Annotated in this window: 16 protein-coding genes; 9 read left to right on the top strand and 7 right to left on the bottom strand. The window is 39.6% G+C overall.

All coding sequences use genetic code 11. The features are described 5' to 3' along the window. Positions 1-223: 223 nt before the first annotated feature. The 3 genes from glmS to ESV85_RS02425 form a co-directional block, all read right to left on the bottom strand. The gene (gene glmS, locus ESV85_RS02435) at positions 224-2,065 is read right to left on the bottom strand and encodes a glutamine--fructose-6-phosphate transaminase (isomerizing) (RefSeq protein ID WP_146914645.1); all 1,842 of its coding nucleotides are present in this window, start codon (positions 2,063-2,065) and stop codon (positions 224-226) included. A gap of 122 nt (positions 2,066-2,187) precedes the next feature. Next, positions 2,188-3,501: a DUF4270 family protein gene (locus ESV85_RS02430; protein ID WP_191321882.1), complete on the bottom strand. Its 1,314-nt coding sequence runs from the start codon at positions 3,499-3,501 to the stop codon at positions 2,188-2,190. Between the two features lies 1 nt (position 3,502). Further along, positions 3,503-4,321: a glycogen/starch synthase gene (locus tag ESV85_RS02425; protein WP_146914643.1), complete on the bottom strand. Its 819-nt coding sequence runs from the start codon at positions 4,319-4,321 to the stop codon at positions 3,503-3,505. Between the two features lie 129 nt (positions 4,322-4,450). Here ESV85_RS02425 and panC point away from each other — a divergent pair, with 129 nt between their 5' ends. From panC to ESV85_RS02395, 6 genes are all read left to right on the top strand, one after another. After that, the gene (gene panC / locus ESV85_RS02420; protein ID WP_146914642.1) at positions 4,451-5,299 is read left to right on the top strand and encodes a pantoate--beta-alanine ligase; all 849 of its coding nucleotides are present in this window, start codon (positions 4,451-4,453) and stop codon (positions 5,297-5,299) included. A gap of 21 nt (positions 5,300-5,320) precedes the next feature. Next, positions 5,321-5,668, top strand: coding sequence for an aspartate 1-decarboxylase (gene panD / locus ESV85_RS02415; protein ID WP_057936936.1), 348 nt, complete (start codon positions 5,321-5,323; stop codon positions 5,666-5,668). Then, complete coding sequence (locus tag ESV85_RS02410; RefSeq protein ID WP_146914641.1) at positions 5,668-6,672, top strand: lysylphosphatidylglycerol synthase transmembrane domain-containing protein; 1,005 nt, start codon at positions 5,668-5,670, stop codon at positions 6,670-6,672. The genes panD and ESV85_RS02410 overlap by 1 nt, the downstream gene beginning before the upstream one ends. 31 nt (positions 6,673-6,703) lie before the next feature. Continuing rightward, complete coding sequence (locus ESV85_RS02405) at positions 6,704-7,396, top strand: zinc metallopeptidase (RefSeq protein WP_191321881.1); 693 nt, start codon at positions 6,704-6,706, stop codon at positions 7,394-7,396. Positions 7,397-7,493: 97 nt separating this feature from the next. Beyond that, a complete protein-coding gene (locus ESV85_RS02400) occupies positions 7,494-8,633 on the top strand; it encodes an acyl-CoA dehydrogenase (RefSeq protein WP_146914640.1) in 1,140 nt (379 codons plus the stop codon). A gap of 138 nt (positions 8,634-8,771) precedes the next feature. Further along, the gene (locus ESV85_RS02395) at positions 8,772-9,698 is read left to right on the top strand and encodes a helix-turn-helix domain-containing protein (protein ID WP_146914639.1); all 927 of its coding nucleotides are present in this window, start codon (positions 8,772-8,774) and stop codon (positions 9,696-9,698) included. Here ESV85_RS02395 and ESV85_RS02390 read toward each other — a convergent pair. The 4 genes from ESV85_RS02390 to ESV85_RS02375 all read right to left on the bottom strand — a co-directional run bounded on the left by ESV85_RS02390 (position 9,684) and on the right by ESV85_RS02375 (position 11,849). Beyond that, the gene (locus ESV85_RS02390) at positions 9,684-10,397 is read right to left on the bottom strand and encodes a geranylgeranylglyceryl/heptaprenylglyceryl phosphate synthase (RefSeq protein WP_262713331.1); all 714 of its coding nucleotides are present in this window, start codon (positions 10,395-10,397) and stop codon (positions 9,684-9,686) included. The genes ESV85_RS02395 and ESV85_RS02390 overlap by 15 nt on opposite strands. A gap of 37 nt (positions 10,398-10,434) precedes the next feature. Continuing rightward, complete coding sequence (locus ESV85_RS02385; protein WP_146914637.1) at positions 10,435-10,821, bottom strand: hypothetical protein; 387 nt, start codon at positions 10,819-10,821, stop codon at positions 10,435-10,437. Then, the gene (locus ESV85_RS22730; RefSeq protein ID WP_146914636.1) at positions 10,814-11,179 is read right to left on the bottom strand and encodes a phage holin family protein; all 366 of its coding nucleotides are present in this window, start codon (positions 11,177-11,179) and stop codon (positions 10,814-10,816) included. The genes ESV85_RS02385 and ESV85_RS22730 overlap by 8 nt, the downstream gene beginning before the upstream one ends. Before the next feature lie 70 nt (positions 11,180-11,249). Then, on the bottom strand, positions 11,250-11,849 hold the full coding sequence (locus ESV85_RS02375; RefSeq protein WP_146914635.1) for a YkgJ family cysteine cluster protein: 600 nt from the start codon (positions 11,847-11,849) through the stop codon (positions 11,250-11,252). 172 nt (positions 11,850-12,021) lie between these two features. Between ESV85_RS02375 and ESV85_RS02370 the strand changes: the two genes are divergently transcribed. The 3 genes from ESV85_RS02370 to ESV85_RS02360 are packed head-to-tail and all read left to right on the top strand — an operon-like array spanning position 12,022 to position 13,970. Beyond that, on the top strand, positions 12,022-12,744 hold the full coding sequence (locus ESV85_RS02370; RefSeq protein ID WP_146914634.1) for a TIGR00730 family Rossman fold protein: 723 nt from the start codon (positions 12,022-12,024) through the stop codon (positions 12,742-12,744). A 59-nt stretch (positions 12,745-12,803) separates the two neighbouring features. Continuing rightward, complete coding sequence (locus ESV85_RS02365) at positions 12,804-13,742, top strand: lytic transglycosylase domain-containing protein (protein ID WP_146914633.1); 939 nt, start codon at positions 12,804-12,806, stop codon at positions 13,740-13,742. A 21-nt stretch (positions 13,743-13,763) separates the two neighbouring features. Further along, the gene (locus ESV85_RS02360; RefSeq protein WP_146914632.1) at positions 13,764-13,970 is read left to right on the top strand and encodes a hypothetical protein; all 207 of its coding nucleotides are present in this window, start codon (positions 13,764-13,766) and stop codon (positions 13,968-13,970) included. Positions 13,971-14,122 lie beyond the last annotated feature (152 nt).

The raw sequence follows: 14,122 nt of genomic DNA, 5'->3' as shown, positions 1-14,122 counted from the left end.
GACTATGAACTCTTAATGGAATTTGCTTTTCATAATTTCTCTTTTTTTCAGCTGTGAAAATTAGCAACCCGTCCAGGAATGCATCGATGCAGATAAAGTAATTAATGATGCTTTTCCGGAAATCTATTGGCAACCTTTCAGTGGTAGCAAAATCACTTATAGAAATCCTTGCTATGCATAAAACGTAATTAGAAAAGGCTGCCTTTTGGGCAGCCTTTACATTTTATTCTACGGTTACAGATTTAGCTAAATTCCTTGGCTGATCTACGTTACAGCCACGCATCACAGCTATGTGATAGGAGAGCAGTTGTAGAGGAACTACAGCAACCAATGGAGCAAAAGCCTCGTGAGTTTCTGGAATCTCGATCACATGATCTGCAATTGCCTTCACTTGAGTATCGCCTTCAGTGACCACTGCGATCACTTTTCCTTTTCTAGCTTTTACTTCTTGGATGTTACTTACTACTTTTTCATACGAGCTATCTTTCGTAGCAATGAAGAAAACAGGCATTTCTTCGTCAATCAACGCGATCGGGCCATGCTTCATTTCAGCTGCTGGATATCCCTCTGCGTGGATATAAGAAATTTCTTTAAGCTTTAGAGCTCCTTCTAGCGCTACTGGGAAATTATATCCTCTACCTAGGTAAAGTGCGTTTCTCACATCTTTATATTCCTCAGCGATATACTTAATCGCTTCATTTGTTTTCAAGGCCTGCTCTACTTTTCCAGGGATTGCTTCAAGTTCATGTAAAAGCTGGATGTATCTGCTTTCCGGCAGAGTTCCTCTTTGGTAGCCTAACTTCAAAGCCATCATGGCCAACACAGAGATCTGAGCAGTAAATGCTTTGGTAGAGGCTACTCCAATCTCCGGACCAGCGTGTGTATATGAGCCAGCGTGAGTTGCTCTAGGAATGGATGATCCCACCACGTTACAAACTCCAAAAATCGTTGCTCCTTTTGATTTTGCAAGTTCGATGGCTGCTAAAGTGTCAGCGGTTTCACCAGATTGAGAAATTGCAATTACAAAGTCTTTTTCGCCGATAACGGGGTTTCTATATCTGAATTCAGAGGCATATTCTACTTCAACTGGAATGCGCGCAAATTCTTCAAAAAGATATTCAGCTACTAAGCCAGCATGCCAAGATGTACCACAAGCTGTGATAATAATTCGCTCAGCATTCTGGAATTTATTCATGTAGTCACGCAACCCACCGAGAACCAGACGGCCTGACTTTGCATCTAAACGACCTCTCAAGCAATCAGCAATTGACTTAGGCTGCTCGTAGATTTCTTTTAGCATGAAATGATCGTATCCACCTTTTTCGATGGCTTCCAATTCCATTTCCAATTGATTTATATATGGATTAGTTTCCACATTCTCAATGGTTTTAATCTGAAGACGATTATTTCGAATTACCGCAATTTCAAAGTCATCCAAATAAACCACTTTGTTGGTATACTCTATTATTGGTGTGGCATCAGAAGCTAGGAAATACTCATCTTCTCCTACTCCAATCACCAATGGAGAGCCTTTTCTCGCAGCAATTAGGGTGTCAGGCTCTTCCTTGTTAATTAATACGATAGCATAAGCCCCAACAACTTTGTGAAGAGCTAATCGAAGCGCTTCTTCAAGGCTACAATGATTATTTAGCCGAATATCTTCTATAAACTTGATGAAGACCTCTGTATCAGTATCAGACTGGAACGTATAACCTTTTTTCAACAAATCCTGCTTGAGGACTTCATAATTTTCAATAATCCCATTGTGGATCATTGCGATTTTTTCTGACGAAGAGTAATGCGGGTGTGCATTGGTGTCGTTCGGCTCACCGTGTGTAGCCCATCTTGTATGACCAATTCCTATTTTAGATCCTAAGTCAGAAGTAGACTCAAGATGTTTCTCTAATTCGGAAACTTTTCCCTTTTTTTTGTAAATACTTAGACCATTGCTATCTAAGAGTGCGACTCCAGCACTATCATAACCTCTATATTCTAATCTTCTCAGACCCTTGATAATAATGGGTAAAGCTTCTTGCTGCCCCACATATGCTACGATTCCACACATAATTAAAAATTCTTGCTGTTGATTTGAACTTCGACAAAGAAACAGCTTTCGTGCCAAAAAAAATAATCCACTTCCTATAAAATAGAAAGTGGATTATAATAACTTCTTAAATATCGATTTTTCTACCTGGACTTAGAGTAAATCACTTTCACTTTGACCTTATTTTTGTCTAATACAAATTGACGTAAAGACTTTGTAAAATCATCTCCACTTGAATTAGGCGAATTGGCATAAAGCAACCAGTCTTTTCTCGTAAGCTGACCTCTAAATAATGCATTCACGTGGGATGTAATGTACTGGATATAATTCCTATTCTCCGAATCATAGATCAAAGCAGTTGGGGCATTAGTATTTGGCACAATGACTCCGTCTTCATTTGTATAAACCTGCGCTTGGCCATCTGCTTGTACTGAAAAGCGTATACCCGTGGATGTTTCTAGGATCGTATTAGACGCATCAGTAAAATGTATGACAATAGACCCAGGAGGCACTTGTGTATCTGGCTGTGCTTCTAATTCTCCGAGTTCTAAAGCTACTTGATTGAATGTGACCCCAACAAGTGTGTCCAAAAAGGCATCAAATGGGCTTGTGTCCAACTTAATCACCATACCAAGCATTGATTTCATCCCTACTTTTGAGCCTACATCATAAGCTTTATACGTATCAGTTACTACCTCAGTTGGTGTTCCGCTTCGATCGCTTTTGAGACCATTGAAACTCCTAGAGGATGTGGTACTAATGTTATATACAGTAGAAGCAGTATCTCCCTCATTATGGTAATACACTTTCAATCCTGTAGAACTTCCTAGACCAACCCCAATAGAGGAATTGTCTCCCTCTCTTGCTTTTACTGCAATTCCTGGAAAATAATCTCTAAAGCTGAACAGATCTTTGAACTCAAGACCGAATTGCATCTTGCTGAAAATTTCCTCAGCAAATTCTTCATCCACTTGAAATGATACTAGTGTATCAGTTTTCTCACCAAATGCTATTTCTCCAGAGGAGAATGGGCTCGCTTCATAAGTAAGCTCGTTGAAATTATAATATAAGGTGTCTCTTATTGGTTCTGTCAACTTATGGATGGAGTAAGATTTTGACTCGTCTAAATTTACCCCGTCTACATTCAAAATGTTAAGACTGAAATAAACAGAGTCTAGAATCGCATCAATATCAGGTCTAGCGGCTGTACTTATATACATCCTAGTATAGCCTGTTGCTGATGTCTTTCCGAAGAAAGAATCCACTTCTTCTCCCACTACCAAAATAGATTGATTGGTAGTGTTAAAAGAGTCAAGTAAAACTACCTGGGCAGGGAGTTCAAACTCCTCGAAAACCACACCGATTTGGTTATTTCCGGGAGCTAGCTCGATGCCTACTGTGGCAGGCTCACTACAAGAACTGATAAGAAATAAGGAAATGATGGCCCCAAAGGCCAATTTAACCGGCGAGATTTGTGTATATGTCGAATAACTCTTCGTGCGCCTGTGCTTCTGATTCTGCTTCAATGCTGATGTCAAACTTCTTGTCTTTTGAGAAATCCTCGATTAGTTGGTTTAATTCTGCGGAAACTACACCGCCTTTGACTACTAAGTCGGCGTACTCCATGCCAATCTTAATAAATCCTGTAAAGTCTTTGCTTTTCAAAGGTGCTAAAATAGCGTCATCAATGTCCACCATCTTAACCTTGTTTAACAAATCATCACCAAAGGTATGGGAAAATCCGTTGTTGTAGATCGCAAATACAGACTTCGTGTCTTTAAATAAAGGCTCGCTCTTATAAGTGGTCTTCAAATACATTGGGATTAAGCTAGTCATCCAGTCGTTACAATGCACGATATCAGGAGCCCAGCCTAGTTTCTTCACCGTTTCGATTACTCCTTTGCAGAAGAAAATCGCACGCTCGTCATTATCTTCGTAAAACTTCTGCTGCTTATCATGGAATACATGCTTACGCTGGAAGTAATCTTCATTATCAATAAAGTACACCTGAAGCTTTGCATTCGGGATTGAAGCAACTTTAATCACCAAAGGTTTCTCTTCTTCGCCTACAGCAATATTGATCCCTGACAATCTCACTACTTCATGAAGTCTATTCTTCCGCTCATTGATTAGACCGAATCTAGGCACCAAGATTCTAATCTCCATTCCGCGCTCTTGCATAGCTTGAGGAAGGGATCTTAAGAAATTAGCTACTTCAGATGTTTGGAGAAAAGGGTTGATTTCACTGGCAACGTAGAGAATACGTAATTTGGACATGCTTATTGGATTTTAAGTTGAAGGTGAAAAAACAACTGCGCAAAGATAATAAAAAAAGCCCTAAAAGCCTTGTTTTGTTGAATAATAATCTAGATTTGCCCCTATTTACCTATACTAAACCCTCTACCAGTGCAAGTAGTACATACTGGAGCCGATTGGAACAAATACTGGCTTGAATCCATTAAAAACGACAAATCAATAGGCTTTGTCCCTACTATGGGAGCGCTTCATGAAGGTCATATGGACTTAGTAAGAAAAGCTAAAGCTGAATCTGAAATCGTCGTTGTTTCAATCTTTGTTAATCCCACTCAGTTCAATAGTTTAGAAGATTTTAACAATTACCCATCTACTATAGATGAGGATTTAGATAAACTTAAAAATGAACATGTCGACTTTGTTTTTATTCCTAACGCAGATAGTATCTATATAGAAAAGCCCAAATTAAGCATCAATTTTGGAGATATAGAGACGGTTTTGGAGGGAGCTTTCCGTCCAGGTCACTTCAACGGTGTAGGCATAGTTGTTTCCAAATTATTCAACATTATAAAACCGCACAAAGCTTTTTTTGGTCAGAAAGACCTGCAGCAAACTGGAATCATTAGGAGATTGGTTAAAGACCTTTCGATGGATGTCCAGTTGGTAATTGTACCCACAAGGCGCGAAGAAGATGGTTTGGCAATGTCATCGAGGAACGTTCGTCTTTCTCCAGAAGAAAGAGAGCATGCTTTGATTTTAATTAACAGTTTGGCTAAGGCCAAGCAGGAACTTTTAGCCAGCAAGCCATGGTTTGAGGTGCAGAATCAAATCAAATATGATTTTGAGGAAATGCCATCGGCAAGTTTAGAATATTTCGAATTAATTCACCCGGAGAGTTTTGCAAGTTATCCTGATTTTGATGCAAGTCAGAAATCATCAATTTGTGTAGCCGCTTATCTAGGAAAAATTAGATTAATCGACAACCTGCCAATAATTCCTTAATTTCGCCGCAAAATTAAACCAATGCAAATTCAGGTACTGAAATCCAAGATCCACCGGGTGAAAATTACCCAGGCGGAATTGCACTACGTAGGCTCCATTACAATCGATGAGGATTTAATGGACGCTGCTAATCTTATCGAAAACGAAAAAGTGCAGATCGTAAATGTCAATAACGGTGAACGTCTGGAAACTTATGTGATCACGGGAGAAAGAGGCTCAGGGCAAGTTTGTCTGAATGGTCCTGCCGCACGAAAAGCACAAGTTGGAGACATAGTAATTATCATTTCTTATGCAGGAATGGAATTAGAAGAAGCTAAAAAATTCAAGCCTGTTTTGATATTCCCAGACGAACAAAACAAACTCATCTGATGGGGAGGAAAAACATTAAGCAATTTATCCAGATTGTAATTTCATTAGGAATTGCAATCTGGATTTTTTGGTTTTTGTACAAGGATATCGCTTTTGATTCCTTGCTTGACCAAATTTGGTCAAGTAATTGGGCCTGGATTTTATTATCCCTGTCCATCTCGATGCTTGCATACCTAGTAAGAAGCTGGCGCTGGACGCTACTCATCGATACAGAGGAAGTTAAGAAAGTATCTCTCACACGAGCGTATCACGCTGTTATGATTGGCAACTTAGTCAACATGCTATTACCGAGAGCAGGTGAAGTCGCACGATGCGGTGTCCTTACGCGCACAAATGGAGTTTCTATTGGCTATTTGATTGGTACCGTAATCGTAGAGCGAAGCGTTGATTTACTCTGTCTTGTAACTACCATAATTCTGGCTTTTTTCGTGGAAAGAGAGCTGTTTCTAAGTCTAGCCAGCCAGTTGGTAGACATAAAGTATTTATGGCAAATTGCCCTCTCCAATCTTCCAATTATAATCGGGGGTATGGCAATTTTTGCTCTGTTGATTGCCTATTTGTTGAGGAGGTTTCGTGACCATGGATTGATCAATAAAGCCCAACATTTTTTCAGAGAAATCCTATCTGGATTCAATCGCATAGCTAAACTATCTAACCCAGCTGGCTTTTGGATAAGCTCAGTTTTGCTTTGGTTTTTTTATTTTATGACCATGTATACCATTTCCTTCGGTATTCCCAGCACTGCCAATTTGTCTTCAGGTGAAGTGCTCTTAGTCATGGTTATGGGCAGTATTGGCATGATAGCGCCTGTTCAAGGGGGGATTGGAACCTTCCATGCACTGGTGGCCTTCATTTTGATACAGTTAGGTATCTCGGAAGTAGATGGGAAAATTTTCGCCGCTATTATCCACGGAACACAGGTAATCCTTGTCCTAGTAGCTGGCCTTGCAAGCTGGTTAATAATGATGAAATTACCCTCTTGGACAAAACCTGTGAAAGCTTAAAACGTATTCAACTCTGCAAACACAATAACTTATGATACTCCTTATTTTAATCGTAGTCGTATTCGCCCTAGCTGGATTTCTAGTGAGCAGAAAGCTCAAGAGCAAATTCAAGAAATATTCCCAGGTGGCTCTAAAGGCTAACCTATCGGGAGCGGAAATAGCCAAGCTGATGCTTGCAGACAATAATATCTCAGACGTGCAAGTCATATCTGTAGAAGGCCAACTGACGGATCACTATAATCCTCAAAACAAAACAGTCAATTTAAGTCCTGACGTCTATTATGGAAGAAACGCCGCTGCCGCCGCAGTAGCATCTCACGAATGTGGACACGCAGTACAACATGCCACATCCTATGCTTGGTTGAATTTAAGATCCACACTGGTACCGATTCAAAACAGTGCAGGGAAGATTTTGAATTTTGTCCTAATTGCATCTATTGTGGGCGGTTTTTTCATTCAAATCCCATATGAAATCATTGGCTTTCTGATAGTGGGTGCCTATAGTATCATAACCCTCTTTACTTTGGTGACCTTGCCGGTGGAATTTGATGCGAGCAATAGAGCGCTAGCTTGGATAAAAACACGGAATATCGTAACACCTGATGAATACGCGATGTCAAAAGATGCTCTTAAGTGGGCTGCAATGACTTATGTGGTCGCTGCACTTGCCGCACTTACTACATTGGCCTATTACATCATGGTTTTCTTTGGAGGACGGGATTGATCCAGATCAAATAACATTTTGGAAGAGGGGCAAGCGTTGTCCCTCTTCTTTTTTTGCCATATATTCCTTGCAGATAGCTAAACCCAATGAGAATATTATGCATTTTGAACTAACAGAAGAGCATCGCGCAGTGCAAGAGGCGGCGAGAGATTTTGCGAAAAATGAGCTACTTCCAGGAGTAATACAGCGAGATATTGAGTCGAGATTTCCGGCTGAAGAGATTAAAAAAATGGGAGAACTCGGCTTCATGGGAATGATGATTGATCCTAAATACAATGGTGGTGGGATGGACACGGTCTCTTATGTCATAGCGATGGAGGAATTGTCCAAGATAGATGCCTCGGCTTCAGTAGCCATGTCTGTGAACAATTCACTCGTATGCTGGGGAATGGAAAAATATGCCTCAGAAGCCCAAAAAGAGAAATACCTTAAACCATTGGCCTCGGGACAGAAGCTTGGTGCTTTTGCGCTATCTGAACCAGAAGCAGGTTCTGACGCAACTTCACAAAAAACCGAAGCCATCCTTGACGGAGATCATTACGTATTGAACGGCACAAAAAATTGGATTACCAATGGTTCAAAAGCTGACACTTACCTTGTATTTGCCCAAACAGACAACAGCAAAGGGCATAAAGGAATCTCTGTTTTTATAGTGGAAAAAGGATGGGAAGGCTTTACGTCTGGCCACAAAGAAGATAAGCTGGGTATCAGAGCCTCTGACACTACCTCGCTCATGTTTACAGATGTAAGAGTGCCAAAAGAGAATAGAATTGGAGAGGAAGGTTTTGGTTTCAAATATGCCATGGAGACTTTAAATGGCGGTAGAATCGGGATTGCTGCGCAAGCGCTTGGCATAGCCGCCGGAGCTTATGAATTTGCATTAGCTTATTCCAAAGAACGTAAAACTTTTGGCAAGCCAATCAGCCAACATCAGGCTATTCAGTTCAAACTGGCAGACATGGCTACTACCATTGAAGCAGCGAGACTATTGGTCTACAAAGCTGCATGGCTGAAAGATCAAGGGGAGGATTATTCACTTGCATCCGCTATGGCAAAATTATATGCTTCTCAAGTGGCAATGGATGTAAGTATTGAAGCAGTACAAATTCATGGTGGCTACGGATATGTAAGAGAATACCACGTAGAACGCCTGATGAGAGACGCCAAAATTACTCAGATATATGAGGGAACTTCGGAGATTCAGAAAATAGTCATATCTAGAGGCATCCTCCGATAGTAACTATTTTGTTGAGAAAAGGATATAGTTAAATAAAACTATACCCTTTTCTATTTTTTTAACACCTTCTATAGAAAATCCATGATTTTTCGTTAGAAAAATTATATTTTTACGGCTCTATTTTTATGCTACTTATTCATGGAATATTACAACAAGGTTATAGAATCAGTCAATGTTCGGTTTATACGAGGAAATAATTTCCGAGTAGAAAAACCAATCTCGGTTATTGATTATACGGAATCTGATAATACTCTGATTCTTCTTCATCATGGGACTTTAAAATTTGGAGAAGATCAGGAACTACTAAATGAGGGGGAGGTGCTTTTCCTGCCTGCTGACCAAAAAACAAAATTAACCATTGGCGGTGGTGCAAAAAAGGGGGAAATTTCAAAAGAACAATTTCAGGAAAACAAGAAAAAATACCTTCAGAGTTTAAGCTTCAGAGAAATCAAGAGCACTGAAGATGATTGTATTTCTATTGTAGGGTTTGAGTCCAAAGTATTTGATGTTGTTAACTTTTTTAATTCACTAGATATTCCACCATTTATCATTCGATTCAATGATCGTTTGGCTACGATTATGGAGGATCTAATGAAAGAAGTAGAAGTGAGCAATGTGGGAAAAGAAAGAGCATTGAAATCCCACTCAGAATTACTAGTAATCGAACTCCTTCGTCATATTCTGAAGAACAGATTATTCTTGGAAGAGCTTTCTACCAATGCGACCTATTTCAAGGATCCGCGCCTAATTGATTTGTTCAATTACATCAAGTCGAACCTTGGTGGTGATTTATCCAATAAGGTTCTTGCCAAGGTTGCAAATGTGTCTGAAGATTATGTAGGACAGTATTTCAAAATGCTGACGGGAATTAATCCTCAAGATTACATAGAATACCAGCGCATGGAAGCTGCAGTAGAGCTGTTAAGAACTACCAAGAAATCTATTAGAGACATAGGCAAGGAAGTAGGCTATAAAGACACTGCTTATTTCTGCCGTAGATTCAAGATGATGTATGGAGTTCCTGCTGGAAAAATGAGGAGAAGAGAATCCTTAATTAACGTTTAAGGATATATTCAATAGCATTTTATATTCTAAGACCTGGGCCAAAAAGCTTGGGTCTTTTTCTATGGCATTACCGATAACAAGTAAATCTGCGCCACTTTCATAGGCAGTCTTTACTTTTGCCAACGAATTGAGACCGCCACCTACAATGATTGGGTTATTCGTCGCAGATTTCACAGAAGCGATCACCTCAGCTGACACGGGATTTTTTGAGCCACTTCCTGCATCCAAATAGAAAAATTTCATTCCCAGATAAAGCCCGGCTAGGGCTGTGGCTTTTGCAAGATTCGGTTTGGAATTTGGCAAAGGAAGTGTTTGACTTACATATTGCACACTGGTTATTTCGCCTTCATTCACCAGCATGTATGCTGTAGCAAGGGTTTCCAATTTCATTTTTCTCACAATCGGAGCAGCAAGTACTTGATGGCCGATAAGGTATTCCGGATTTCTGCCTGATATCAGTGAAAGGAATAATATAGCATCTGCTTCTTCTGCTAGTTGCATCTGAGAACCAGGAAAAATAACAACTGGAATTTCTCCAGCAATGCTCTTAAGTGAGATAACTACCTCTCTAAAATTATCTCGACTAAGTTGACTGCCGCCCACAAAAATTAAATCTAAATCAGAACCCTTAACCCAAGCATATTCTTCCTCGAAAAGAGCTGCATTTTTAAACTTATCAGGATCAACTAACCAAGCCAATCCTTTCCTGCCAGTTTTGTGAAAATCCTTTAAAATTTTAGTAACCCTCTTCTTCGACCTTAGCATCTTCTGTCTCGGCAGTAAATAAATTCGGAAGAAACTTCTCCTTGGCAAAAGCAAGACCTAGAATCAATAAACGCTGACCTATGCTTGGCCAAAAAGTGGAGTGGGAACTCCTTTCAGTTAGTTTCTTCTCAATATCTTTGGTAAGTAATCCCTCTCTTTCGAGAACTGCAAGTGCTTCTTCAGTTTTTCGATCTTTGCGTTTACCACGAGTTTTAACTATAGCTAATGCGATCAATCCGCCGACTATAACTACTCCACCGATTTTTAACCAGTCTTCAGATTCTGCCTTAAAAAGCTCAAGCTGTCTAGCCAATGTCTGCTCTAGCTCTTCTTCTTTTTTTCCCAAGTCCTTACTCATTTTCTCGACGTTTTTTGAAAATTCTTGCCCTGAATATAAAAGCCTTTAGACCTTTCTGCATTTGATCCTGGGTAGAATCATTATCTCGTATTAGGTATAGAATTAATAAGATTAAAAGATATAATAACCCTACAAGCAGAAACCCCATATGCGGGGATGCGAAATACTGACTTAGGAAAAAGGCGAGAGATAAACTCAAAAACAAAAGGACCAAGAGAAGACTCCCTCCCATCAAAATTAAAATAACCAGACGAGATAGGATCCCTGATATTTGATCCTGAATGTCCAGTTTGACCATATCTATTTTGGTCTCTACTATCCCTTTGACAGTCTGTATTATTTCTCCGATTTTTAGCATAATTAAAAACTTGTGAGACGTTTACCTTGTAATATGCCACAATATACTTCAATTGGCAGGAGCAAAAAAATTATGCGATCACATCAACTTCTTGCTCTTCGTAGAACTTATATCTCAAAACTAATTCCAACGCAAAAGCAATCGCCTCATTTATAGTAAATTGTTGGCAGAGGGATTGGTCAATTTCATCCAAACGTGAATAGAAAGCCGTTGCAAGCGGAATATCCATGTCTTTGTTTATTCTTTGGCTGGTATTTAAAAATTCCTTTGGCTTCTCCTCCTTTAAAACTTTGCAGATAATGAGGTCTTTTTTGCCATATTTGGTTCTTCGCGCCGAGGCAGCAAACAAACGGCAGATCATCCCTCTTTTGGTATGGTTTCCACAAAATCCCTTCTTGCCATCTTCCGACTGTGCTTTGTACATGATGCAGCTGTCTCCTTCATCCTTACTTTCTAACGATGCCAAGGTTGATTCGGCCAATCCCTTATCATAGAGGTCAAAGGCCAATGGAAGAAATTCTAACGGGGAAGCCGGTACTTTTGGATTTGCGCAGCAAAAACCACATCCAGATACACAGCTTAATCCACTCTCAGATACAAATTGCTTTGTTTCTGACTCGAGCTCACCGAACACGTCCAGCGTAGCTTGAGATTTTTCTGCGAGATTCATCTCTTATTTTTCAAATAGTGCGCAAAACTACACCAGACTTTGTGGATTGATTCTCTAATGCTAGTATTTTTTTATATTGAAAGTCAGCTGTTTACCAGTATTCAAGATGAATAGTGATCAATACAGCGTCCATTTCAGCGAAGAGATCGTTTTCTTTAATAAAAAACAGGATATGAGCAATTTAGAAAATACAAATGCAGAAGATAAAATCCGGTTAGCTTTCAAAGAGCGAGATTGGAGTGAAATCAAAAGTGCCGATTCCTGGGTGATTTTTAAGGTCATGTCAGAATTTGTAGAAGGATTCGAAAAGCTGGCTAAAATAGGCCCCTGTGTATCAGTTTTCGGTTCTGCACGTACTCCTAGAGATCATCATCACTATAAAATGGCCGAGGATATTGCTGCAAAACTTGTCCGCCATGGCTATGGAGTGATCACTGGTGGAGGTCCTGGTATCATGGAAGCCGGTAACAAAGGAGCTCATTCTGAAGGAGGAAAATCTGTAGGATTGAATATCGTATTACCCTTTGAGCAATTTGATAATATTTACATTGATCGAGATAAGCTGATGACCTTTGATTACTTCTTTGTACGCAAAGTGATGTTTATCAAATATTCTCAAGGATTTGTGGTACTTCCGGGTGGTTTTGGTACAATGGATGAATTTTTTGAAGCATTGACATTAATCCAAACCAATAAAATCGGGAAGTTTCCCATCGTATTAGTAGGTAAGGATTACTGGTCAGGATTGGTAGATTGGATTAGAAAATCACTCCTTAGTCATCATTATATCAATGAAGTAGATTTGGAATTATTCTCTGTCGTCGAAGATGCAACCGAGGCAGTGAAAGTAATAGATGACTTCTATAACAAGTACCTACTAAGTCCAAACTTCTAATCCTACCTCTTTTATGGAGCAATGGTAGCTTGTCGCTCTTAGAAACTTAATTTTATTAAATGAATAAATCTCACCTAGTATCTCTTTACGTCCTCATAGTGCTTTGCCTTGCGATGGCTAGCTATGCCATCTGGAGAACCCCAGATGAAGTCACTACAGTGCCTGGAGTTGCTGATATTCAGTTGCTGGAAACTATGCCGATTCCGTCTCGAGATACCGTGCGACTTTTTGATATTCCTAAAGAATTGACGTTTGCAGGTGAGAAAGTACCCTTGGAAATCGAAGATGTAAAAGAGCGACTTGAGCGGGAAATATACGTGAATGCCTATTGGCAATCTAATATGATCCTCCTGATGAAACGCTCATCAAAATTTCTACCTGAAATAGAGTTATGGCTAAAGGAAAATGGTGTTCCAGATGATTTCAAATACCTGGCAATGGCTGAATCAGGGCTTATGAATGTAGCTTCTCCAGCTGGGGCAAAGGGGTTTTGGCAGATATTAGAATCTACAGGCAAAGAATATGGGCTGGAAATCTCAAAGGATGTGGATGAGCGTTACCATTTAGAAAAGGCAACTTTTGCAGCGGCAAAATACCTCAATAAGGCACATGCGAAATTCAGAGATTGGACAGCAGTGGCTGCCAGTTATAATATGGGACAGTCGGGATTTGCCAGAAGACAAGATGATCAGCTTGCCCTCAATTATTATGATCTCTACCTCAATGATGAAACTAGTCGATACCTTTTTCGGATTTTAGCATTTAAAGTAATATTCGAAAACCCAGGAGAATTTGGTTTTCATTTGAGAGAATCAGATTACTATGAAAACCCTAATTTCAAATTTATAAAGGTAAATTCGGATATTAAAAATCTCGCCAATTGGGCCAAACAGCAAGGAAGTACTTATAAAGATCTGAAGCTTTATAATCCTTGGCTTCGGGATAAAGATTTGAACATAAAGCGAGGTAAAACCTATGAAATTATGTTGCCTGAGTGATTACTAAAACTGGACTGAACTATGGGAAGTAAATTAATTGCAACCGAAAGAATGATACTTGGAAACAAGCTTATCTGCACTGTCTGCAAAAATGATAAGTTTTGGGAGCGGGAAACATTGATGAACACCAAGGGAATGACTTTTTTCAAACTGGACTGGGCAAATAAATCCGCCCAGAATCTGGTCTGTGACAAATGTGGCTTTGTGCATTGGTTTTTGAAGCCCTAGTTTTCCGAAGTAAAGAAGTTTTTTAAAATAGGAATTCCGCTAGGTGACATTGATCAATTTGCCACTCGTAAACTATCAATGAACCAATCTTACGGTCTTCGGTTATACTCTTTGAAGTTTACTACCGGGTGCGGTTGAAAATCCGTACCTTT

Origin of the sequence: Algoriphagus aquimarinus, from assembly GCF_007997215.1 — a bacterium.
In the GTDB taxonomy this organism is placed as follows: Bacteria; Bacteroidota; Bacteroidia; order Cytophagales; family Cyclobacteriaceae; genus Algoriphagus; species Algoriphagus aquimarinus_A.
Note: the sequence above shows the minus strand (reverse complement) of the source record. Positions and strands in the feature narration are given on the sequence as shown.

Coding starts and splice junctions, on each gene's coding strand:
- ESV85_RS02425 (WP_146914643.1), bottom strand. CDS start 4,321: ATGTCCAAATTACGTATTCTCTACGTTGCCAGTGAAATCAACCCTTTT.
- ESV85_RS02410 (WP_146914641.1), top strand. CDS start 5,668: ATGGGGAGGAAAAACATTAAGCAATTTATCCAGATTGTAATTTCATTA.
- ESV85_RS02395 (WP_146914639.1), top strand. CDS start 8,772: ATGGAATATTACAACAAGGTTATAGAATCAGTCAATGTTCGGTTTATA.
- ESV85_RS02370 (WP_146914634.1), top strand. CDS start 12,022: ATGAGCAATTTAGAAAATACAAATGCAGAAGATAAAATCCGGTTAGCT.
- ESV85_RS02405 (WP_191321881.1), top strand. CDS start 6,704: ATGATACTCCTTATTTTAATCGTAGTCGTATTCGCCCTAGCTGGATTT.
- ESV85_RS22730 (WP_146914636.1), bottom strand. CDS start 11,179: ATGCTAAAAATCGGAGAAATAATACAGACTGTCAAAGGGATAGTAGAG.
- glmS (WP_146914645.1), bottom strand. CDS start 2,065: ATGTGTGGAATCGTAGCATATGTGGGGCAGCAAGAAGCTTTACCCATT.
- ESV85_RS02400 (WP_146914640.1), top strand. CDS start 7,494: ATGCATTTTGAACTAACAGAAGAGCATCGCGCAGTGCAAGAGGCGGCG.
- ESV85_RS02360 (WP_146914632.1), top strand. CDS start 13,764: ATGGGAAGTAAATTAATTGCAACCGAAAGAATGATACTTGGAAACAAG.
- ESV85_RS02375 (WP_146914635.1), bottom strand. CDS start 11,849: ATGAATCTCGCAGAAAAATCTCAAGCTACGCTGGACGTGTTCGGTGAG.
- ESV85_RS02385 (WP_146914637.1), bottom strand. CDS start 10,821: ATGAGTAAGGACTTGGGAAAAAAAGAAGAAGAGCTAGAGCAGACATTG.
- panD (WP_057936936.1), top strand. CDS start 5,321: ATGCAAATTCAGGTACTGAAATCCAAGATCCACCGGGTGAAAATTACC.
- ESV85_RS02365 (WP_146914633.1), top strand. CDS start 12,804: ATGAATAAATCTCACCTAGTATCTCTTTACGTCCTCATAGTGCTTTGC.